At 68.0% G+C, this 21213-nt stretch carries 19 protein-coding genes; 7 read left to right on the forward strand and 12 right to left on the reverse strand.

From position 1 onward, the window contains the following. Window positions 1-17: 17 nt before the first annotated feature. From G6032_RS15775 to cutA, 8 genes are all read right to left on the reverse strand, one after another. Window positions 18-1571: a DUF3426 domain-containing protein gene (locus tag G6032_RS15775; protein ID WP_276610791.1), complete on the reverse strand. Its 1554-nt coding sequence runs from the start codon at window positions 1569-1571 to the stop codon at window positions 18-20. Continuing rightward, entirely contained in the window at window positions 1571-2515 is a 945-nt protein-coding gene (gene prmA, locus G6032_RS02060) for a 50S ribosomal protein L11 methyltransferase (protein WP_165280590.1), read from the reverse strand. Before prmA ends, G6032_RS15775 begins: the two co-directional genes overlap by 1 nt. Then, window positions 2512-3852: an acetyl-CoA carboxylase biotin carboxylase subunit gene (gene accC, locus G6032_RS02065; protein WP_165280472.1), complete on the reverse strand. Its 1341-nt coding sequence runs from the start codon at window positions 3850-3852 to the stop codon at window positions 2512-2514. The genes prmA and accC overlap by 4 nt, the downstream gene beginning before the upstream one ends. Window positions 3853-3858: 6 nt before the next feature. Continuing rightward, complete coding sequence (gene accB / locus G6032_RS02070; RefSeq protein ID WP_165280473.1) at window positions 3859-4308, reverse strand: acetyl-CoA carboxylase biotin carboxyl carrier protein; 450 nt, start codon at window positions 4306-4308, stop codon at window positions 3859-3861. A gap of 2 nt (window positions 4309-4310) precedes the next feature. Beyond that, on the reverse strand, window positions 4311-4763 hold the full coding sequence (gene aroQ, locus G6032_RS02075; protein WP_165280474.1) for a type II 3-dehydroquinate dehydratase: 453 nt from the start codon (window positions 4761-4763) through the stop codon (window positions 4311-4313). A 105-nt stretch (window positions 4764-4868) separates the two neighbouring features. Continuing rightward, a complete protein-coding gene (locus tag G6032_RS02080; protein ID WP_165280475.1) occupies window positions 4869-5411 on the reverse strand; it encodes a TlpA disulfide reductase family protein in 543 nt (180 codons plus the stop codon). Further along, window positions 5408-7672, reverse strand: a complete 2265-nt coding sequence (gene dsbD, locus G6032_RS02085; RefSeq protein WP_240901885.1) for a protein-disulfide reductase DsbD — start codon at window positions 7670-7672, stop codon at window positions 5408-5410. Before dsbD ends, G6032_RS02080 begins: the two co-directional genes overlap by 4 nt. 10 nt (window positions 7673-7682) lie before the next feature. Further along, complete coding sequence (gene cutA, locus G6032_RS02090) at window positions 7683-8021, reverse strand: divalent-cation tolerance protein CutA (protein WP_165280476.1); 339 nt, start codon at window positions 8019-8021, stop codon at window positions 7683-7685. 201 nt (window positions 8022-8222) lie between these two features. Between cutA and G6032_RS02095 the strand changes: the two genes are divergently transcribed. From G6032_RS02095 to G6032_RS02115, 5 genes are all read left to right on the forward strand, one after another. Continuing rightward, window positions 8223-8513, forward strand: coding sequence for a co-chaperone GroES (locus G6032_RS02095; RefSeq protein WP_165280477.1), 291 nt, complete (start codon window positions 8223-8225; stop codon window positions 8511-8513). Window positions 8514-8566: 53 nt separating this feature from the next. Then, complete coding sequence (gene groL / locus G6032_RS02100; RefSeq protein ID WP_165280478.1) at window positions 8567-10192, forward strand: chaperonin GroEL; 1626 nt, start codon at window positions 8567-8569, stop codon at window positions 10190-10192. Window positions 10193-10335: 143 nt separating this feature from the next. Next, a complete protein-coding gene (gene glnE, locus G6032_RS02105) occupies window positions 10336-13230 on the forward strand; it encodes a bifunctional [glutamate--ammonia ligase]-adenylyl-L-tyrosine phosphorylase/[glutamate--ammonia-ligase] adenylyltransferase (protein WP_165280479.1) in 2895 nt (964 codons plus the stop codon). Window positions 13231-13269: 39 nt separating this feature from the next. Continuing rightward, window positions 13270-13479: a zinc-finger domain-containing protein gene (locus G6032_RS02110; RefSeq protein WP_165280480.1), complete on the forward strand. Its 210-nt coding sequence runs from the start codon at window positions 13270-13272 to the stop codon at window positions 13477-13479. 13 nt (window positions 13480-13492) lie between these two features. Further along, window positions 13493-14227 carry a 3-deoxy-D-manno-octulosonic acid kinase gene (locus G6032_RS02115; protein ID WP_165280481.1) on the forward strand — a complete coding sequence of 245 codons (735 nt, stop codon included), beginning with the start codon at window positions 13493-13495 and terminating at the stop codon, window positions 14225-14227. Here G6032_RS02115 and lpxL read toward each other — a convergent pair. Further along, on the reverse strand, window positions 14182-15141 hold the full coding sequence (lpxL, locus tag G6032_RS02120; RefSeq protein ID WP_240901887.1) for an LpxL/LpxP family Kdo(2)-lipid IV(A) lauroyl/palmitoleoyl acyltransferase: 960 nt from the start codon (window positions 15139-15141) through the stop codon (window positions 14182-14184). The genes G6032_RS02115 and lpxL overlap by 46 nt on opposite strands. A gap of 120 nt (window positions 15142-15261) precedes the next feature. Here lpxL and waaA point away from each other — a divergent pair, with 120 nt between their 5' ends. Next, complete coding sequence (gene waaA / locus G6032_RS02125; protein WP_165280483.1) at window positions 15262-16539, forward strand: lipid IV(A) 3-deoxy-D-manno-octulosonic acid transferase; 1278 nt, start codon at window positions 15262-15264, stop codon at window positions 16537-16539. A gap of 18 nt (window positions 16540-16557) precedes the next feature. Here the strand turns inward: waaA and G6032_RS02130 are convergent, their stop codons facing one another. From G6032_RS02130 to G6032_RS02140, 3 genes are all read right to left on the reverse strand, one after another. Beyond that, window positions 16558-18012: a TolC family outer membrane protein gene (locus G6032_RS02130; protein ID WP_165280484.1), complete on the reverse strand. Its 1455-nt coding sequence runs from the start codon at window positions 18010-18012 to the stop codon at window positions 16558-16560. A gap of 98 nt (window positions 18013-18110) precedes the next feature. After that, a complete protein-coding gene (locus G6032_RS02135) occupies window positions 18111-18431 on the reverse strand; it encodes a rhodanese-like domain-containing protein (RefSeq protein ID WP_206211745.1) in 321 nt (106 codons plus the stop codon). Continuing rightward, window positions 18431-19054 carry a protein-L-isoaspartate O-methyltransferase gene (locus tag G6032_RS02140; RefSeq protein ID WP_240901888.1) on the reverse strand — a complete coding sequence of 208 codons (624 nt, stop codon included), beginning with the start codon at window positions 19052-19054 and terminating at the stop codon, window positions 18431-18433. Before G6032_RS02140 ends, G6032_RS02135 begins: the two co-directional genes overlap by 1 nt. Window positions 19055-19308: 254 nt before the next feature. On the opposite strand from G6032_RS02140, the gene thiC reads away from it, so the two are divergent. Further along, on the forward strand, window positions 19309-21201 hold the full coding sequence (thiC, locus tag G6032_RS02145; RefSeq protein WP_165280486.1) for a phosphomethylpyrimidine synthase ThiC: 1893 nt from the start codon (window positions 19309-19311) through the stop codon (window positions 21199-21201). Window positions 21202-21213: the final 12 nt, after the last annotated feature.

Consider the following 21213-nt stretch of genomic DNA (forward strand, 5'->3'; position numbering starts at 1 on the left):
CGTCGCCGGCGGGTCCATCAGCGGAATGGCGCCGGTCCGCAGACGAGCCCGCGATCCGGCATTTCCAGGCAGAAATCGAGCCGGAAGCCGTCGGCCCTGCCGCCCGGGTCCGGTACGGTCACGGTGGCCTGGACACGGCCGTTCGCGGCGAGGCGACGACCATTGGCATGGTCTTCCAGGTATTGCGCAGGCAGCACGTCATGCATGCCGACCCGGCGCCCGTCACGGCCCTCCAGGATGACCCGGATCACGGGGTAGGGCTGCGGATAGGTTGCGGCATTCATGAAATCGACGGCGACGATGAGCACGTCGGGCTGGTCGGCGGCCGCGATCGCCTCCCACCGCAGCGCGCGAAATTCGGCGGGATTCCAGTCCGGCGTGGCGGCGATGCCGAGCGTCGCGTAGATGGGCGCGAGGACGGCCTGTCCCGCGGGATGGCGCAGCAACTTGCCGTGCTGCATATGCGCCCAGGCGCCGGTGAGCAAGAGGATCCCCAGCAGGGCGAGGGTTATCCTGGCCCAGCGTCCACGCGGCGGCGGGGCCGGGGCGAATTCTTCCGGGACGTCGGGATCGGCGAGTACCGCGGTGGAGGCGGGTTCGGGGCGCTCGTCCGATTCGGTCGAAGCCGCGATCTTGCCGGCCGCATCGATCTCGTCCGCCGCGTCGATCTCGCGGCTCTCGTCGATGTCGCGGCTCTCGTCGATCTCGCGGCTCTCGAAGATTCCGTCGGTCTCTGGTGCCGTCCCGGCTTCGCGGGCTCTTTCTTTCGCCTGGTCCGCTTCGGCGTCCTCCGTCGGCAAGGCCGGTGCATCGTCGTCGCCGACGAAGGGACTCGAGGCATCGTCCTCGAACGTCTCGTCGAGTTCGTCGACACGAAACACAGAGTCCGGATCGGGAAAATCGTCGAGTTCGTCGGCGCCTTCGTCCAGCGCAGACATCGGAGCTTCGTTCTCTGGAGAAGGGCGCGGCAGGTCGTCATCGTCCGGTGGCGTCGCGAAGAATTCCTCGGGCACCAGGTCGGCTGCCGCGGCCTCCGGCAGTTCCTCCGGCAGCGCCTCGGGAAGATCTTCAGGCGCGAACTCGTCCGCGAATTCGTCTGCTGCGCCCTGGGGCAGATCCTCGGGCAGGAGGTCCGCAGCCGGCTCATCGCCATGCACGTGGTCGTCCGTTTCGCGCGCCGGCATCTCCGGTTCGAGCTCGAACAGTTCCCGGCCGAAACTTTCCACCTCGAGCGGTTCGCCGCCGCCGATCAGTGACTCCAGTTCCTCGAGAAATTCGTCCTCGTCGCGCGCCGCCGACTCGATTTCATCGCCGGGCAGGTCGTCGGCCGCTTCCGGGTCGGAGACGGGGTCAGGGACCGGGTCAGGGACCGGGTCAGGGACCGGGTCAGGCGCTGGGGCCGGTACGGGGACCGCGACTTCGGCCGGATCGCTCGGCCGCGTTTCGCTGAGCGATTCGAGTGCGTCGAACGTGGCGCCGCAGGCGCCGCAGATGACGGTGCCGTCCGCAGCGCGCAGTTCGGCCGCGGTGATGTGGAACACGGTTCTGCAGTCTGGACAACGAGTAAACATCAGCTCGAGGTTTTCCTCCGGCCCGAGAGTCTCACCCAGTCCTCGCGGACTGCGGCTGGCTCGAGCTGAAAGGCCTCCTGGGCCGCCGCCTCGAGCACGCTTTCCTGGCCGACAAGAATACCCGAAAGCGCGATCCGGCCGTGATCTGCGAGCAGGTCCGCGAAGCACGGCAGGAGCTGCTGCAGCGGTCCCGCGAGAATGTTCGCGACCAGCACCCGGGCGCGGCGGCCGGCCAAGAGCTCCGCGAGGTCCTGCGGCGCGCATGCGTGCAGCTTGTCCGCCACGCCGTTGAGCGTCGCATTGGCGCGGGTTGCGAGCAGGGCCTGCGGATCGAGATCCACGGCGATGGCCTCTGCCGCCCCGAGCTGCAGCGCCGCGATTGCAAGGATGCCGGAACCGCAGCCGTAGTCGATGACCAGCGCTCCCTCGAGCGGCGTCGCCTGGTCGCGTGGCTCGCTCGGGCCCTCGCGCTGCGGCGCGGCCAGGCCGTCCAGCCACTCCAGGCACAGTCCCGTGGTGGGATGCGTGCCCGTACCGAATGCGAGGCCCGGGTCGAGGCGCACCACGGTACGTCCCGCGGGCGCCGTCATGCCGGTCGGGACGACCGCCAGTCGCGTGCCGAAACACAGCGGGCGGAAATCCCGCAGCCACTCGCGTTCCCAGGCCCGATCCTCGAGTCGCGCGATGCGCCACTGGGCAACGGGCGGCCGGCCATGCAGCGTGGCGAGCAGCCTCAGCGGATCACGGCCGCCCTCGAACAGGCCGGTGATCTGCAGTCGCGGCCACAAGGGCATCTCTCCGGGTGCAGGCTCGAGCACGGGCGCATCCGCAGCGTCCTGCAGCGTCACTGACAATGCGCCGGCTTCGAGCAGCAGCGCCTCGGCGAGGTCGGCCTCGCTGCTGGCGACCGTGGTCGAGGCTTCGAGCCAGTCGGCAGGGCTCAGAGGCCCAGCCTCTTCTCGAGGTAGTGGATATCGGTGCCGCCCGCCTTGAAGGCGCTGTGACTGAAGATCTCCTGGTGCAGGGGGATGTTCGTGCGAATCCCTTCGACGACGATTTCCGTCAGCGCCGTCTGCATGCGCGCGATCGCCGATTCTCGGTTCGGGCCATGCGCGATCAGCTTGCCGATCATGCTGTCGTAATAGGGCGGCACGTTGTAGCCGGAGTAGATATGGCTGTCGACGCGGATGCCCGGTCCGCCCGGTGCATGCCACTGGCGTATCGGGCCCGGGCTCGGCATGAAGGTCTTGGCATCCTCCGCATTGATGCGGCATTCCATGGCGTGGCCGCGGATGACGATGTCCTCCTGGCGGATGCGCAGCGGCTGCCCCGCCGCGATCCGCAGCTGCTCCTGCACGATGTCGATGCCGGTGATCATCTCCGTCACCGGGTGCTCCACCTGGACGCGGGTGTTCATCTCGATGAAGAAGAATTCTTCGTCCTGGTAAAGGAATTCGAAAGTGCCGGCACCGCGGTAGCCGATTTCGAGGCACGCCTCGACACAGCGCCGTCCGATCGCGTCGCGCTGTGCGGGCGTGATCCCTGGGGCCGGCGCTTCCTCGACGACTTTCTGGTGACGCCGCTGCATGGAGCAGTCCCGCTCGCCGAGATGGACCGCGTGGCCCTGGCCGTCGGCAAGCACCTGGAACTCGATGTGGCGCGGCCGCTCGAGATATTTTTCCAGGTAGACCATTTCGTTGCCGAAAGCGGAAAGCGCCTCGCCGCGGGTGACCGTGATGGCGTTCAGCAGCGTGGCGTCCGAGTGCACGACCCGCATGCCGCGTCCACCGCCGCCGCCGGCGGCCTTGATCAGCACCGGGTAGCCGATGCTGCGCGCCATCTTCAGGCTCGCCTCGCCGTCTTCCCCGAGCGGGCCGTCGGAACCAGGCACGCAGGGAATGCCCGCCGCTTTCATGGCGCGGATCGCGGAGACCTTGTCGCCCATGAGCCGGATCGTTTCCGGTCGGGGACCGATGAACACGAAGCCGCTTTTCTCGACGCGCTCGGCGAAGTCCGCGTTCTCCGAAAGGAAGCCGTATCCCGGGTGGATCGCGATGGCGTCCGTGACTTCCGCGGCGCTGATGATGGCCGGCATGTTCAGGTAACTCTGCGCCGAGGGCGGCGGGCCGATGCACACCGACTCGTCGGCCAGCAGGACGTGTTTCTGGTTGCTGTCCGCGGTCGAGTGCACCGCGACGGTCTTGATGCCCAGCTCGCGACACGCCCGGAGGATGCGCAGCGCGATTTCGCCGCGGTTTGCGATGACGACCTTCTCGAGCACGATGGCTTACTCGACGATGAACAGCGGCTGGTCGAACTCGACCGGCTCGCCGTTCTCCGCGAGGATCCCGACGATCGTCCCTGCAACTTCGCTCTCGATCTGGTTCATCATCTTCATGGCCTCGATGATGCAGAGCGTGTCGCCGATCTCGACCTTGCTGCCGATCTGCACGAATGGCTTTGCACCGGGCGCCGGCGAGCCATAGAACGTGCCGACCATCGGCGCCTTGACCGTATGGCCCGACTGCGGAGCCGGCACGGCGGGCGCCTCGGCCGCAGGGCCGGCCGGCGGCGCCGGGTCCTGGGCGAAGTGGGCCGTCGGCGGCGGGCCGACCCAGGCCCTGCCCGTGGGGTGCCGGCTGATGCGCACGGACTCCTCGCCCTCGTGGATCTCGATCTCTGCGATGCCGGATTCCTCCAGCAATTCGATCAGTTTCTTGACCTTGCGAATATCCATGTTCAGTTCCTTTCGGGTCCGCGCAACAGGGCGTCTGCCGCACGAATGGCGAGTTCGTAGCCGATCGGGCCCAGTCCCGAGATCACGCCCGCGGCGACGGCCGAGAAGTAGGAGCGACGGCGGAAGCCCTCCCGGCCGTGCACGTTGGAAAGGTGGACCTCGATGAACGGAATGCCGACGGCGGTGAGCGCATCGCGCAGCGCGATGCTGCTGTGCGTGAAAGCGGCCGGGTTGACGACGATGGCGCCGATGCCGCCCCCGGGAGCGGCCTGCACCCGCTGGATGAGTTCGTGCTCCGCGTTCGACTGGAAGCATTCGAGGGTGTGCCCGAGTTCCCCGGCCAGCCGCGCGCAGCGTTCCTCGATGGACGCGAGCGTGACGACCCCGTACAGGTCGGGCTCCCGCTCCCCGAGCAGGTTCATGTTCGGGCCGTTCAACAGCAGGAGGCGGCTCATGGCAGGCGAGTTTTCATAGGAAACCCGAAGATGCACGCTAGATCGGAGAAAGTCTATAGCTTTTCGCTACAAATATGCGCCGGCGGCCAGGCGCATCTGCGCCGCTCAGAGCAGCTCCGCGAGAATGGCCTCGATCTGTTCGCGATGAATCTCGCCGGTGTGGACCCGCAGGATCCGGCCCTCGCGGTCGGTGAATGCCGTGAACGGCAGGCCGATGAAGTTGTTCACGAAGACGTTCGCGAGATCCATGGCGTCCTGCTGGCCGACCAGGACCGGGTAATTGAAGTCGAAGTCGGCCGCAAACTCGGCCACCGCTTCGGTCTCGTCGATCGCGATGCCGATGACCTGGACGCCGCGGTCGGCGAAGCGGTCCTGGACCTCGACGAGGAGGGGGATCTCGCGGATGCAGGGCGGGCACCAGGTGGCCCAGAAGTTCACCACGCGCACGGCTCCGTCCCACTCGCTGCTCGAGCGGGGCGTGCCCTCGAGGTCCGGCAGGGTGAAGGACGGAGCGAATTCCGCTGACTGGCGCGCGGCCGTCGCGGGTGGCGTCTCGGGCGGCGCATGCGTGAACAGCTTCAGGTAGATGAAGAACCCGGCCGCGCCCGCGACCAGCGCCAGCACGACCAGCGGCAGCGCCCGCGTCACAAGACGTCTCCCGCCAGGCCGCGGGCTTCGCGCACGTGCGCGGCGAAGCGTTCCGCGGGCACGAAGCCGAGCAGCCGGTAACCGCGCAGCTCGCCGCCGCCGGGACCGAAAAACAGCGTGGCCGGGGGGCCGAAGATGCCGAAGTGGTTCATCAGTTCGCGATCCGCCGCGTCGTTGGCCGTGACGTCGGCTTTCAGCAACACCGTGTCGCCCAGCGCCGACTGCACCACCGGCTCCGGGAAGGTGTAGCGTTCCATCCGCTTGCAGTCCACGCACCAGTCGGCATAGAAATCCAGCAGCACGCTGCGTCCGGCCGCATCGGCCAGGCGCAATTCGCGCTCGACGTCCGCCACGGTCTTGACCGGACGGAACTCGGTCGTCGCGGCGGCAGGGCCGGCGTCCGCGGGGGCGCGGAGCCCTGACAGGGGTTGCCAGAGGCTGTCGCCGCCGGCCGCCGCGCCGACCAGCAGCACGGCGCCGTACAGCAGGCTCATCAGCCCGAGGCCCTTGGCGATGCGCCGTCCGGGCCCGGCCGTGGCCGTCAGCGGGTCCAGCCCGCCCAGGAACACCGCGGCCAGGAACAGCAGTCCCGCCCAGAGTGCGAGCGCGGCTGCCGGCGGCACGATGCGCTCCAGCATCCAGACGGCGACACCGAGCAGAAGGAGGCCGAAAACGTTCTTGATCGCCTCCATCCAGGGTCCCGCCTTCGGCAACAGCTTGCCGGCCGAGGCGCCGAACGCCAGCAGGGGTACGCCCATGCCGAGCGACATGGCGAAGAGCGCGGCGCCGCCGCGGAGGGGATCTCCCGTCGCGCCGATGACGATGAGGGCGGCCGCCAGCGGTGCCGCGACGCAGGGGCCGACGATCAGCGCCGAGAACACGCCCATGGCGCCGGCGCCGATCCAGGTTCCCGACTGCTGGCGATTCGACAGGGAGGCCATCTTCGCCTGCAGTCCGGCCGGCACCTGGAGTTCATAGAAGCCGAACATCGACAAGGCGAGCGCGACGAACACGGCACTGAAGCCGATCAGCACGGCGGGATGCTGGAACGTCGCCTGCAGGTTGTGTCCCAGCAGCGCCACCACCACTCCGGCGATGGTGTAGGTCAGCGCCATCGCCAGGACGAAAATCGCGGAAAGCGTAAAGGCGCGGCGAGTCGTCACGTCCGGCCCCTGGCCGACGATCAGGCCGGAGAGGATCGGCACCATCGGCAGCACGCAGGGCGTGAAAGCGAGCAGGAGGCCGAAGCCGAAGAACACGGCCAGCACCATCGGCAGCGCGCCCTCGCTGATCAGCGTGGCGAGACGGTCCGACTCCGAAGCCGTCCCCGCCGCCATCCCGCCGCCGCCGGCCGTCGTCGCCGCGGATCCGGTCGCGGCTGGCGGCAAGGAGGCAAGCTCCACGGTCCAGGTCGCCGGCGGATAACAGATGCCGTCTTCCGCGCAGCCCTGGTAACGCACTTGCAGGGTCTCGGCGCCGGGCGGCGGCTGCACCCGGGTGCCGGCGCTGTGATAGACGACTTCTACGTCGCCGAAGGTCTCGTCGCGGATCATCGTGCCGGGCGGGAATTCGGCCGCGAGCGGGGCCCCGCCGGCGGCTACGGAGAACTTGTCGCGATAAAGGTAGTAGCCGGGCGCGATCTCCCATTCGAGCAGGACTTCCCCGTCGCGCTGGCTCGCGCGGGTGCGGAAGGCTTCCTCCGGCGGCAGGAAGGCCTGCGTCCCGGTGTCGCGGTCACCGGACAGGAACGACAGGAAGGAGCGCACCGGATTGCTTTCTGCTGCGGTGTCCGCGGCTCCACTTGCAGCCATCGGGGGGCTCGCGGCCATCGGGAGCGTGGCGGCCGCCAGCTGGACCTCGGCCCGCCATGTCTGGGGGGGCAGACAGATGCCGATGTCGGCGCAACCCTGCGACTTGATCTCCACCGGCAGGGAATCCCCGGCGGGCCGGCCGCTGACGGGGATCCGGATCTCGAAATTGTCCCGGTGGATGACGGTTTCGCCGAAGAACTCGTCGGAATAGGGCGTGCCGGGAGGGATCTGCGGCATCCCGAGCTCGACATCATCGTCGAGGCTGCGGAAGGCGAAGCGGTCCTCGTACAGGTAGTAGCCGTCGGCCACCTGCCAGCGCACGAACAGGGTGTCGTCGGTCAACTCGGTGCTGTAGCGGAATGCCGCCTCGGCCCGCAGCAGTTGCGGTTCGGCGATCGCGGCCGGCGCGGCCAGGAGGGCGGCCATCAACAGGAGGATTCGAATCATCATGTTCTTCTGTTCATTGTTCGGAGGGACCGGCCACGCTGGCGCGTACCCAGTCGAGGTACGATTCCAGGCCGCCCATGACAGGGACAGCAACGACTTCCGGAAGTTCGTAGGGATGCAGTTCCCGGATCCTTGCCGTCAATGCCTCCAGGCGGTCGCGCGTGGACTTGATGAGCAGCAAGGTCTCCGTTTCCTGCTGCACCCGGCCCTCCCAGCGAAAACTCGAGAGCACGCCCGGCAGCTGGTTGACGCAGGCCGCGAGGCTTTCGCCCACCAGTGTCTCGGCAAGGTCCGCAGCCGCGGCGCCCGGCGGGCAGGTGCACAGCACGAGCAGGCAGTCGTTTTCGGGCACGGGCAGTCCTGGCGGCGCGATCGCGGGGCGACAAGGATAGCGGCCCCGGCGTTTCCACGCCACGCGGTGCCCCGGCTATTGACTCCGCAAAATCTGCTCCTATCATTAGCACTCACTCGGGGCGAGTGCTAACAGCTTCGCCCACCGTTTCGACTCCGGGTTGAATGCTTCAACCCGTTCACTTTCAAGGAGAAAGCGAAAATGAAAATTCGTCCGCTTCATGACCGCGTCGTCATCAAGCGTCTGGAGGAAGAGCGCACGTCACCCGGCGGCATCGTCATTCCGGACACCGCCACCGAGAAGCCGATCAAGGGCGAGGTGCTCGCCGTCGGCAACGGCAAGATCCTCGAGAGCGGCGAAGTGCGCCCCCTCGACCTGAAGGTCGGCGACCGCGTTCTCTTCGGCAAGTACAGCGGGACCGAGGTGAAGGTAGATAACCAGGACGTCCTCGTGATGCGCGAAGACGACGTCATGGCGGTTCTCGAGGGCTGATCCCTCCCCGTCCCCACAGAACACGCAAACACAGTTACCAGGAGCAACCATCCATGGCTGCAAAAGAAGTCAAGTTCAGTGATGAGGCCCGCTCGCGCATGATGCGCGGCGTGAACGTCCTCGCCAACGCCGTCAAGGTCACCCTCGGCCCCAAGGGCCGCAACGCGGTGCTCGAAAAGAGCTTCGGTTCGCCGACCGTCACCAAGGACGGCGTGTCCGTCGCCAAGGAAATCGAGCTGCAGGACAAGTTCGAGAACATGGGCGCGCAGATGGTGAAGGAAGTCGCTTCGCAGACCTCCGACGAGGCCGGCGACGGCACCACCACCGCCACCGTGCTGGCCCAGGCCATCCTGCGCGAGGGGCTGAAGTCCGTCGCGGCCGGCATGAACCCGATGGACCTGAAGCGCGGCATCGACAAGGGTTCCGCGGCCATCACCGCCGAGCTGAAGAAGCTGTCGAAGCCCTGCGAGGACCGCAAGGCCATCGCCCAGGTCGGCACGATCTCCGCGAACGGCGACAACGACATCGGTGACCGCATCGCCGAGGCGATGGACAAGGTGGGCAAGGAAGGCGTGATCACCGTCGAGGACGGTTCCGGCCTCGAGAGCGAGCTGGACGTCGTCGAGGGCATGCAGTTCGACCGCGGCTACCTTTCGCCGTATTTCATCAACGAGCAGCAGACCCAGTCCGCCGTGCTCGACAACCCCTACATCCTGCTGCACGACAAGAAGGTCTCGAACATCCGCGAGATGCTGCCGCTGCTGGAAGCCGTGGCCAAGGCCGGGCGTCCGCTGCTGATCGTGGCCGAGGACGTCGAGGGCGAGGCGCTGGCCACCCTGGTGGTGAACACCATTCGCGGGATCGTCAAGGTCGCGGCCGTCAAGGCGCCCGGCTTCGGCGACCGTCGCAAGGCCATGCTGCAGGACATCGCCATCCTGACCGGCGGCACCGTGATCTCCGAGGAAGTCGGCCTGCAGCTCGAGAAGGCCACCCTGGCCGATCTCGGCGAAGCCAAGAAGGTGCAGGTGACGAAGGAAAACACCACCATCATCGACGGTCACGGCAAGGTCGAGGAGATCAAGGGCCGCATCGAGCAGATTCGCGCCCAGATCGAGGACGCCACTTCCGACTATGACAAGGAGAAGCTGCAGGAGCGGGTCGCCAAGCTCGCCGGCGGCGTCGCCGTGATCAAGGTCGGCGCGGCCACCGAGATCGAGATGAAGGAAAAGAAGGCGCGCGTCGAGGATGCGCTGCACGCCACCCGGGCGGCTGTCGAAGAGGGCGTCGTGCCCGGCGGCGGCGTTGCACTGGTGCGCGCGGTGAGTGCCATCAGCAAGCTCAAGGGCGACAACCACGACCAGGACATGGGTATCCAGATCCTGCTGCGGTCCGTCGAAGAGCCGCTGCGCCAGATCGTCGCCAATGCCGGCGAAGACGGTTCCGTGGTGCTCAACAAGGTCCGCGAGGGCAAGGGCAACTACGGCTACAACGCCGCGACCGGCGAGTACGGTGACCTGATCGAGATGGGTATTCTCGACCCGACCAAGGTGACCCGCCTGGCGTTGCAGAATGCCTCCTCCGTCGCCGGCCTGCTGCTGACGACCGAGGTGATGATCGCCGAGCTGCCGCGCAAGGAAGAGAAGGCCCCGGCGATGCCCGACATGGGCGACATGATGTAATCGCTGTCGCGATTGCATCGATCGAGCCTGCGAAGCCCCGCCCCGTGCGGGGCTTCGTTTTTTTGGGCGGCAGGCGGTGCCTGGGGGTCGAGCATGCGTTGCCGGGTCTTTGTTCCGCGCGGCCCTGATATGCTTTATCGGTCATGACCGCCGCGCGTACCCAAGACCCGCTGGGAGCTGCCCTCGAAGTCCTGCCGGAAGCCCTGCGCCGCGACCTGCCGGAGCGGTGGCGGCATTTCGCCGCAACGGCTGGACGGACGGCCGCCGCCGTCTCGGGCGATCCCCGCCTGCTCCAGAGTGCCCCGGCGGTCTGGGCGGCAAGCGAGTTCGTGGCGGGGCATTGCCTGCGGGATGCCGACGAATTCGCGGGCCTGGCCGAAACCGTGCACCGGGGCTGGACGCCCGGGGAGCTGCTGGCCGGTGTTCCGGCGCTGCTCGAAGGGGCCGCGGAGGAGGCCGAGGCGATGCGCCGTCTGCGCCTTTTCCGGCGGCGTGAAATGCTGCGGATCACGTGGCGCGACGTGGCGGGCTGGGCCGCCCTCGAGGAGACGCTGGGCCATCTCAGCGAACTGGCGGAAGCCTGCATCCGGGCTGCCGACGACTGGGTCTACGCCCGGATGGCCGCGAAACATGGCGAGCCGCGCTCCGTCGACGGCGTGCCCCAGCGGCTGATCGTCGTCGCCATGGGCAAGCTGGGAGGCGGCGAACTGAATTTCTCCTCGGATATCGATCTCGTGTTTCTTTACCCGGAGGCCGGGGAAAGCAGCGGGCCGCGGACCCTGAGCAACGAGGAGTTTTTCATCCGCTCCGGCCGGCAGCTGATCCGCCTTCTGGATGAAATAACGCCGGACGGTTTCGTCTTTCGCGTCGACATGCGCCTGCGACCGTTCGGCGAAAGCGGCCCGCTGGCGATGAGCCTCCCCGCATTCGCCAACTACCTGCAGCGCCACGGGCGGGCATGGGAGCGCTATGCCTACGTGAAGGCGCGTGCCGTCACCGGCCATCGCCTCGGCATGGGACTCTATTCCGAGGTGCTGCGGCCTTTCGTGTTCCGGCGCTACCTGGACTTCGGCCTGTTCGAATCCCTGCGGGACATGAAAAGCCGCATTTCGGCCGAGGTCCGGCGGCGGGAACTGCGCGACAACATCAAGCTGGGACGAGGGGGCATCCGCGAAATCGAGTTCATCGTGCAGTGCTTCCAGTTGCTGCGCGGCGGCGCGGATCCGCGCCTGCGCGAGCCGGGACTGCCGACCGCCCTGGCGCGCCTCGCGGAGACGGGCCAGTTGCCCGACGAGGCCATCACCCAACTGCGCGATGCCTGGCGCTTCCTGCGCCGCACGGAGAACCGCCTCCAGCAGTGGCAGGATCGCCAGACGCACGAATTGCCCGACGATGCCGTGAGCCGGGCCCGCCTCGCATTCGCCATGGGCTTCGAGGACTGGACGTCATTCGCCGCTGCGCTGGCGGCCCGCCAGGACGACGTCGACAGGTGGTTCCGGCGCCAGACCGCCGAGGATCGCGTCGCCGAGGCGGAGGACGGGGTGGCGGCGGCCTGGCGCAACGAGGATGGCGATGCATCGGCGCGGGCCGGACTCGCCGCTGCGGGTTTCGACGCCCCCGATCGGGCGCTCGCCGCCATGCGGGCCCTTGCCGAGGCGGGGTGGTTTCGCCGTCTCGACGAGACGGCACGCCAGCGCCTCGGCATGCTGGTCCCTGCCCTGGCGCGGGGCGCGGGCGAACTCGCTGCGCCGGAGGAAGCATTCGAGCGCCTGTTGCGCGTCGTCGCGGCGATCGGCGGGCGTAGCGCCTATTACGCGCTGCTGAACGAGAATCCGGCTGCGCTGGAGCGCTTCATTGCGTTGTGCGGAGGCAGCGAGTTCCTCGCCAGCCAGGTGGCCGTGCATCCCCTTCTGCTCGACGACCTGATCGATCCACGCGTCATGGAGACGCCGCCGGGCCGCGCCGAACTGGCGGCCGAACTCGAAGAGCGACTGGCCGGCGTCGAGGCGGGCGACCTGGAAGCGATGATGGATGCGCTGCGGAATTTCCAGCGGGCGGCGGTGTTCCGGGTCGCCGTCGCGGACCTGACCAACCGCCTGCCGCTGATGCGCGTCAGCGACCAGTTGACCTGGATCGCCGAAGTGCTTCTCGAAGCCTGCGTCCGCATCGCGCGGGACGACGTGGAGCAGCGCCACGGCAGGGCCGTGTGCGGCGCGCGCGAGGAGGCCCTGCGACCCTGCAACCTGGCCGTGATCGGCTACGGCAAGCTCGGCGGGCTCGAACTGGGTTACGGTTCCGACCTGGACCTCGTGTTCGTCCATGACGCCGAAGGCGAGGTCCAGCGCACCACGGGTCCGGACGTCGTCGATGCGGGCATGTTCTTCGCGCGCATGACGCGACGGATCGTCCATCTGCTGGCGACGCCCACGGGTGCAGGGGTCCTGTACGAGGTCGATACCCGCCTGCGGCCCAGCGGCAAGGGGGGGCTCCTCGTGACGAGCCTCAACGCTTTCGAGGCGTACCAGCGCGAGCATGCCTGGACCTGGGAGCACCAGGCCCTGTTGCGCACGCGGGCGGTGGCCGGGGAGCCGGGCGTGCGCGACGCCTTCGAGCAACTGCGGGCGCGGGTGCTGGTGGATGCGGTACGCCGCGACGGCCTGCGCAGCGAAGTGGCCCGGATGCGCGAACGGATGCGTGACAGCTTGTCGGCCGGCACGGCTGAGTCGTTCGACCTGAAGCAGGATGCGGGAGGGATCGCGGACATCGAGTTTCTCGTGCAATACCTCGTGCTGCAGAACGCCGCAGACATGCCCGGCCTGTTGCGCTGGCCGGACAACATCCGCCAGATCGAAGACCTTCGCGCCGCCGGCCTGCTTTCGGACGAAGACGGTGCGCTGCTGCACGACGCCTATGTCGAATTCCGCCAGCGGGTGCATCGCCGGGCGCTGGCGAATGCGCCCGGCCTGGCTCCGGTCGAGGAGGTCGCTGCGCTGCGGGACCGGGTCCGCGCGCTGTGGCAACGCGTCATCGAAGACTGAGCCGCCGTATAATGGGGGCCATCGCGGAGGTGAACAAACATGGCCGACCCCAAGAGCATCGAGGCAAACGCGCAACGCCACTACGAGGTGACCCGCGCGGACCTGCCGCTGTCCTGCCCGACGCCGGCGATGAAGTTGTGGAATTCGCATCCCCGCGTCTACCTGCCCATCGAGAAGACCGGGCGCGCGCAGTGCCCTTACTGCGGCGCCGTCTACACGCTGGTGGATGCCGGCGGCGACGCGTCCTGACGCGGCGTCGCCGGTGAGCGGTGTCATCGCGGGCGGGCCTGGCTGGGGCCTGCTGCACGATCCTGCGCTGGTGACCGATCCGCGTCCCGACTGGTTTGCCGCGGAGGCGTGGCAAAAGCGCGTGACCGGCCACGCCGGCCGCGGACGTGGCCGCGTCCGCTTCGTGGCGGCGGGCGATGGGCAGTGGGCGCTGCGCCATTACTGCCGGGGCGGGGTGGTCGGCCGCCTCGTGAGCGATCGCTACGCCTGGCTCGGCGCCGAACGAAGCCGCGCGTTCCGCGAATGGCGCCTGCTCGCGCACCTGCATGCCGCAGGGTTGCCCGTGCCGCGGCCGGTGGCCGCCGGCTGGACCCGCCACGGGGCCTTCTACAGCGCCGACCTGGCGACCGTGCTGATTCCGGGCGCGGTGCCGCTGTCCGCGCGGATCGCGGCGGGGGCCGCCATCGACTGGCGCCGGATCGGGCAGGTGTTACAGGACTTTCATGCGGCCGGGGCGTGCCACGCCGATCTCAACGCGCACAACATCCTGCTCGACGCCGGGGGCGAACCCTGGCTGCTGGATTTCGATCGCGGCCACCTGCGTCCGCCGGGCGCCTGGCAGGCGCGCAACCTCGAGCGGCTGCGGCGCTCGCTGGAGAAGATCGCGCGCGAACCGTCTGCGCCGCCCTTCAGTGCGTCGGCCTGGGCCGAACTGTTGGCTTCTTATGATGCGCGGCGCGACTTGCGCTTGCGCGCCAGGCGGCCGTAGTGGTCGATCCCGTCCGGACCCGCGGGCTTGAAGCGGCGGTGGACCCAGAGATACTGGTCGGGACACAGCCGGATGCGCTCCTCGAGTAATTCGTTGATGCGCGCGGCATCCGCCACCGGGTCGTCGGTGGGAAAATTCTCGAGTGGCGGCAGGATATCGAGACGATAGCCGGCCGTGCCGGGCAGGCGCACCGGAAAGAACGGGATGACCGGGGCGTCGCCGAGCCGGGCGAACACGGCGGTTGCGGTATTGGTGGGCGCCGGCACGCCGAAAAACGGCACGACTGCGCTGTACTTGCCGCGCCGGTGCGCCTGGTCGGGCGCATACCAGATGAGGTGGTTGGTGCGCAGCCCGCGGATCATCGCCCTGACGTCCTGCTTGGCGAAGGCGGTCTTGGCCGAGCGTTCGCGGCCACGGCGCATGATCTCCTCGAACAGCGGGTTGCGATGCGGCCGGTACATGGCGCTCACCGGGGCCCGGCTCGCCAGGAAGCGGCCGCCGAGATCCAGCGTGGTGAAGTGCCCGGTCAGCATGATCGCCCCCCGGCCCGCGACGCGCGCCGCCTCGATGTGCTCCAGGCCGTGCACTTCGGGGAGTCCTTCGAGGCGGCGATCATCGGCCCACCAGCACATGCCCGTCTCGATGACCGACATGCCCAGCGAATGAAAATGGCGCCGCAGCAGCCGGCGCCGGGCCGGGGGCTCGAGCTCGGGGAAAGCCAGCTCGAGATTTCGCTGGGCGATCCGCCGGCGTTTCGGCGCGACGAGATAGCCGAGCGCACCGATCAGGCGTCCGGCGAGAAGCTGGGCGGAAAAGGGCAGCGCGACGAGCAGCCGCACCGTGCCCAGGGCGAGCCAGACCGGCCAGTATCTCGGTGCCAGGAAACGGTACAGCGGCGTTTTTTCGGTGCTCAAGGCGGCGTTTCGACCCATGGCGGCGCGGGATGATGCGCCCGCATTATAGCGACAGCCGGCCCGCGGCCGGCTGCGGGGCCCCTGTGCTAACATCGCCGCCTCCCGCCCGGCCTGCCGCCCTTGCATCGCATCTACATCATCATCTCGTACCTTGCGGCCCCGCTGGTCGCCCTGCTGCTGTTCTGGAAGGGCCTCGGCAATCGCGCCTACTGGGAGCGCTTCGAGGAGCGTTTCGGCTTCGGTCGCAGCCGGCTGGCCAGCCCCGGCATCTGGGTGCACGCGGTCTCGGTCGGCGAAGTGGTGGCCGCATCCTCGTTGATCGCCCGGCTGCGCGAACGCTACCCGGATTATCCGGTCGTCGTCACCACGGTGACGCCCACCGGCGCACAGCGCGTACGCGACCTGTTCGGGGATGACGTGCTCCACAGCTATGCCCCATACGACACGATCGGTTCGGTGCGGCGGTTCTTCGACCGCATGCAGCCCCGCCTGGCGATCGTCATGGAGACGGAGCTGTGGCCCAATCTCTATGCCGCCTGCGGTGCGCGCGGTATCCCCCTCGTGTTGGCGAATGCGCGTATTTCGCCGCGCTCGGTGCAGCGTTACCGCCGTTTTATCGGCCTCTTTCGCCAGGCGCTTGCCAACGGCATCGTGATCGCCGCGCAAAGCGCCCAGGATGCCGAGCGTTTTCTTTCCCTTGGCGCCAATCCGGAGCGGACGTTCGTGACCGGCAACCTGAAGGCTGACGTCGCGTTGCCGCCGGGACTGGCGGAGGCGGGCAAGGCATTTCGCAGGGATTGTGCGGCGGGACGCCCTGTCTGGGTGGCGGCGAGCACGCACGCAGGAGAGGAGGAGGCCGTGCTCGAGGCTCACGCCCGGGTGCGGCGCGCCCTGCCGGACAGCCTGCTGTTGCTCGTGCCGCGCCACCCCTACCGGTTCGCCGAGGTCGCAGCACTGCTCGAGTCCCGCGGAGAGCCGCACGGGCGGCGCTCCACCGGACAGACTCCGGCCGCCAGCGACCCGGTCTATCTCGTGGACAGCCTCGGGGAGTTGCCGATGTTCTACGCCGCCGCCGACGTCGCCTTCGTCGGCGGCAGCCTGGTACCGATCGGCGGGCACAACCTGCTCGAGCCGGCGGCGCTGGCAATACCCGTCCTCACCGGCCCGCACAACTTCAACGCAGAGGACATCGCCGCGCTGCTGCTCGCCGCCGGGGCGCTCGAGGTCGTCGATGACCAGCAGCAACTGGCCCGCGTCGTCACCGGGCTGCTGCTCGATCCGGCGGGCCGGCAGGCGCGTGGCGCCTGTGCGAAACGTGTCGTGGCGGACAGCGGCGGGGCGCTTGAGCGCCTGCTGGCATTGATCAGGCCCCTGTTACCCGAGGGGCCCGGCCGCTGACCCGAACGCGAGCGCCGCTCAGCGCGTGCCTTGCGTCGGCACGGGGACTTCGTCCGGCGGCTTGAGCCAGCTGTCGATTTCCTCGACGTCGGCCTCGCGCAGGATCCCCGCCGCCTGCTTCAGAAGCAGCGCGTTCACCAGGTAGGTGTAGCGACTGCTGGCGTAATCGCGTTGGGCCTCGAACAGCTGTTGGCGCGACTGCAGGACGTCGACCGTCGTGCGCGTGCCGACCTCGAAACCGGCTTCCGTGGCGCGCAACGCTGTCTGGCTGGATTGCACGGCCTGGGCCAGGGCCTGCACCCGGCTGATCTCCGCCGTGACCGAAAGATAGGCGTCGCGGGTCTCGCGCTCGGTCTGGCGTGCGATGCGTTCGAGCTGTTGCTGGCTGGCCTGGTGCCGGTGAGTCGCTTCGCGAACCCGCGAGGAGACCGCGCCGCCCGAGTAGATCGGCACGCGCACCTGGATGCCATAGGTGTCCTGCCACAGGTCGCTGTTGGCCGGCACGAAGGGCTGTGGCGCGGGATCCGGTTCGCCGGGGACGCCCTGCGGCTTGTCCCGGCGGCGCGCGGTCGTGTCGCTGTTGCTGCGCGTCGCGAAGAGTTCCAGCGACGGGTAGTGACCGGCGCGTCGCGCCGCGATTTCGTCCCGGCTGATCTCGGCAGCGAGCCGCGCGGCCTCGAGGCTCAGGTTGCGGTTCAGCGCCGTGTTCACCCACTCGTCCACGTCATAGGGGTCGGGCGAGACCAGCGGCGTCTGCGGGCCGGCATCGTACAACTCGACGTAGTATTCGCCGGTCACTTCACGGAGAAACTCCCGTGCCACGGCCAGCGTGCGCTTCGCCTCGATGAGTGCGGCCGTGGCGGAGTCGAAGCTGGCCTGTGCTTCCTGCACGTCCGTGATGGCGGACAAGCCCACCTCGAAGCGTTTTTCCGCCTGTTCCAGCTGCCTGCCGATGGCTTCTTTCGCAGCTTCGGCCGCCTGCACGGTCGACTGGGCATTGAGGATGTCGAAGTAGCGGCGCGCCACCCGGGCCATCAAGTCCTGTTCAGCCGCGCGGAACTCCGCCTCGGCCTGTGCCAGCCGCTTGTCGGCCTGGCGCAATGCAACCCACTGGTCCCACTGGAACAGGGTCTGCGTCAGGCGCAGCTGCCAGGCGCGGCTCGGCTCGACTTCCCGTTCGAAGCCGGTCGTCACGGGCACGACTTCGCCCGATTCCAGGAGCTGCGTGAAGATCTCGTTGCCGGAGATGTATTGGCGTTCGTAGCTGCCCGTGGCCTCGAGCTGGGGCAGCAGGGCGGCGCGCGCCTGCGGGGCGGCCTCGAGTGTCGCAAGGCGGTTGGCGGCGGCTTCGCGCAGCACCGGATCGCTGCGCAGGGCGTCCCGGTAAGCATCGAGCAGGCTGACGGCGCCAGCATGCGGGGCGGCGAGCAGGGCCGTGACTGCAAGCAACATTCGCAGGCGGTGAAACTTCATCGGTCGATCCTTGGATAAGCGTGTTGGGCCTTAGTGATATAGTTAGCTATATCACCATATCGCCGTGTCGCAGGCAAGTGCGCCCCGGCATGGCTTGTTCAATAGGGCGGGATGGACGGGTCGATCCGGGCGGACCACTCGAGTATCCCGCCGGCGAGATTCCAGACACGGTCGAAGCCGCGTTGCTCGAGAAAACGCGCGACCTGGGCGCTGCGCACGCCGCTCCGGCACAGCACCACGATATCGCGATCCTGTGCCAGTTCCCCGAAGCGCTCGGGCACTTCGTCCATCGGCATGTGCGTTGCGCCCTCGACGGCGGCGATCGCGAGTTCCCATTCCTCGCGGACGTCGAGCAACAGCGGGGCGGGCTCATCGGCGGCGCGAGCGACGAATTCCGCCGGGGTCATTTCCTTGGTCATCAGAATACGAACTCCGCCGGTCGGGGTGCATTTTCGAGCGATGGCAGGCAGGTCTCGAATACGTTCTCTGTATGCCATTCGGATTCGCCGAGCCGCGTGATGCGCTGCGCATGCATCACCGGCGGCTGACCGGTGACCGCGAACAATCGGCCGTCGGGCTTAAGCAGTTGTTCGAAGCGCGCGGTCTCGCCGGGCAGCGAGCCATTGAGGCATATGACATCGAAGCGGCGGTCGAATTCCATCGCCAGGCCGTCGCCGGTGAGCACCTCGACATTGTCGATGCCCAGCGCCGCCAGGTTGTGCCGGGCACGTTCCGCCAGGTCCTCGTGAATCTCGACGCCGGTCACGCGGCCGGCGAGACGGGCCAGGCAGGCCGTCAGGTAGCCGGTGCCGCTGCCGATCTCGAGCACATGCTCGTCCTCGCGTGGCGACAGCGCCTGGAGGGCGCGCCCCTGGATCTTGGGCGGCGCCAGGCGCCGGCCGTGACCGAGCGGGATTGCGGTATCGGCATAGGCGAGGTTCTGCCAGTCCGGCGGCAGGAACTGCTCGCGCGGCAAAAGCGCCATGACGTCGAGCACGCGCTCGTCGAGCACGTCCCAGGCGCGGAGTTGCTGTCCGATCATCTGCTGTCGAGCGCGTTCGAGGTCCATGGGAAAATAAGGATACTCGCTTCGCCGGTCTGCGAGGTCGATCAGGTTAGTGCTTCGCCACGGGTGTGACAAGCGTTCGTGCCTGCATTATGGTGAATCCCGGTTCGGGTGTCGGCCACCATGCGCTAAGCTCCGCGGATCAAGGAGCGCTGCCGGGTTTCGATCCCCATGTCGTTCATTGCGGTGGTGTTTCATGGGGAGCGCCGCCCCGCCAGCCAGGAATTCGAATGAGTGCCAATCCTCGCGACGAACTTCGTGATCCCGCGCGCCTTGCCGACGCGGTGACGCAACCGTTTCCCGGTTCCGCAAAAATCCATGTCGGCGGCAGCCGGCCGGATCTGCGCGTCGCGATGCGGGAGGTGCGCCAGGCCGTGACGCCGGGTGTCGACGGGCCCGAGATCAATCCGCCCATCGTCGTCTATGACACGTCGGGGCCCTACACGGATCCGGCGTATCGCATCGACCTGCTGGCCGGGTTGCCCGCCTTGCGTGCCGGTTGGATCGAGGGGCGGGAGGATTCCAGGCTTCTCGAGGGTCAGACTTCGGTCTTCGCCCGGGCGCGGACCCGGGACGACGAGACGGCGGCCCTCACGTTCCCCGCGCGTCGCGCGCCACGGCGAGCCCTGGACGGCCGGAACCTGTCGCAGATGCATTACGCGCGGCGCGGCATCGTGACACCCGAAATGGAATACATCGCATTGCGGGAGAATGCCGAGCTCGAGTCGCGGCGCGAAGCCTACGCGGCGGCAGGCCTGCTGGCGCAGCATCCGGGCGAAGCATTCGGCGCCCGGCTTCCGGGCCTCGTCACCCCGGAATTCGTCCGTGACGAGGTGGCGGCGGGGCGGGCCATCATCCCGTGCAACGTCAATCATCCCGAACTCGAGCCGATGGTCATCGGCCGAAATTTCCGCGTCAAGGTGAACGCCAACATCGGCAACTCGGCGGTCACATCCTCGATCGCGGAAGAGGTCGAGAAACTGGTCTGGGCGATCCGCTGGGGCGCAGACACCGTGATGGACCTGTCCACGGGCAAGCACATCCACGAGACCCGCGAATGGATCATTCGCAATTCGCCGGTGCCCATCGGCACGGTGCCGATCTACCAGGCGCTGGAAAAGGTCGACGGCCGGGCCGAAGACCTCACCTGGGAGCTGTTTCGCGACACCCTGATCGAACAGGCGGAGCAGGGCGTGGACTATTTCACGATCCACGCCGGCGTGCGCCTGCCCTTCATCCCGCTCACGGCGCGGCGGGTGACCGGGATCGTCTCGCGCGGCGGGTCCATCATGGCGAAATGGTGCCTCGCGCACCACGAGGAAAATTTCCTCTACACCCGCTTCGAAGAGATCTGCGAGATCATGGCGGCTTACGACGTGTCGTTCTCGCTAGGAGACGGGCTGCGCCCCGGCTGCATCGCGGATGCCAACGATCGTGCCCAGTTCGCGGAACTGGAGACGCTCGGCGAGCTCACCAGGAAGGCCTGGGCACATGACGTGCAGGTGATGATCGAGGGTCCGGGTCATGTACCCATGCAGCTGATCCGCGAGAACATGGAGAAGGAACTCGCCGACTGCATGGAGGCGCCGTTCTACACGCTGGGACCGCTGACCACCGATATCGCACCGGGTTACGACCACATCACGTCGGCGATCGGCGCGGCGCAGATCGGCTGGTACGGCACGGCGATGCTGTGCTACGTCACGCCGAAGGAACATCTCGGCCTGCCGGATCGCAACGACGTGCGCGAAGGCATGATCGCGTACCGGATCGCCGCGCATGCGGCCGACCTGGCCAAGGGTCATCCCGGCGCACAGTTGCGCGACAACGCCTTGTCCAAGGCGCGCTTCGAGTTTCGCTGGGACGACCAGTTCAACCTCGGGCTGGACCCGGACCGCGCTCGCGAGTATCACGACCAGACCTTGCCCAAGGAGGCCCACAAGGTCGCGCATTTCTGTTCGATGTGCGGGCCGCAGTTCTGCTCCATGAAGATCACCCAGGAAGTGCGCGATTACGCGCGCAGCCGCGGTCTCGATGATCCGGACCAGGCGATTCACAGCGGAATGGAGGAGAAGGCCATCGAGTTCCGCAAGAACGACGCGCGCGTCTACCGGCCTGCCTGACCATGCGCCTGC

Origin of the sequence: Wenzhouxiangella sp. XN24, from assembly GCF_011064545.1 — a bacterium.
GTDB lineage: Bacteria > Pseudomonadota > Gammaproteobacteria > Steroidobacterales > XN24 > XN24.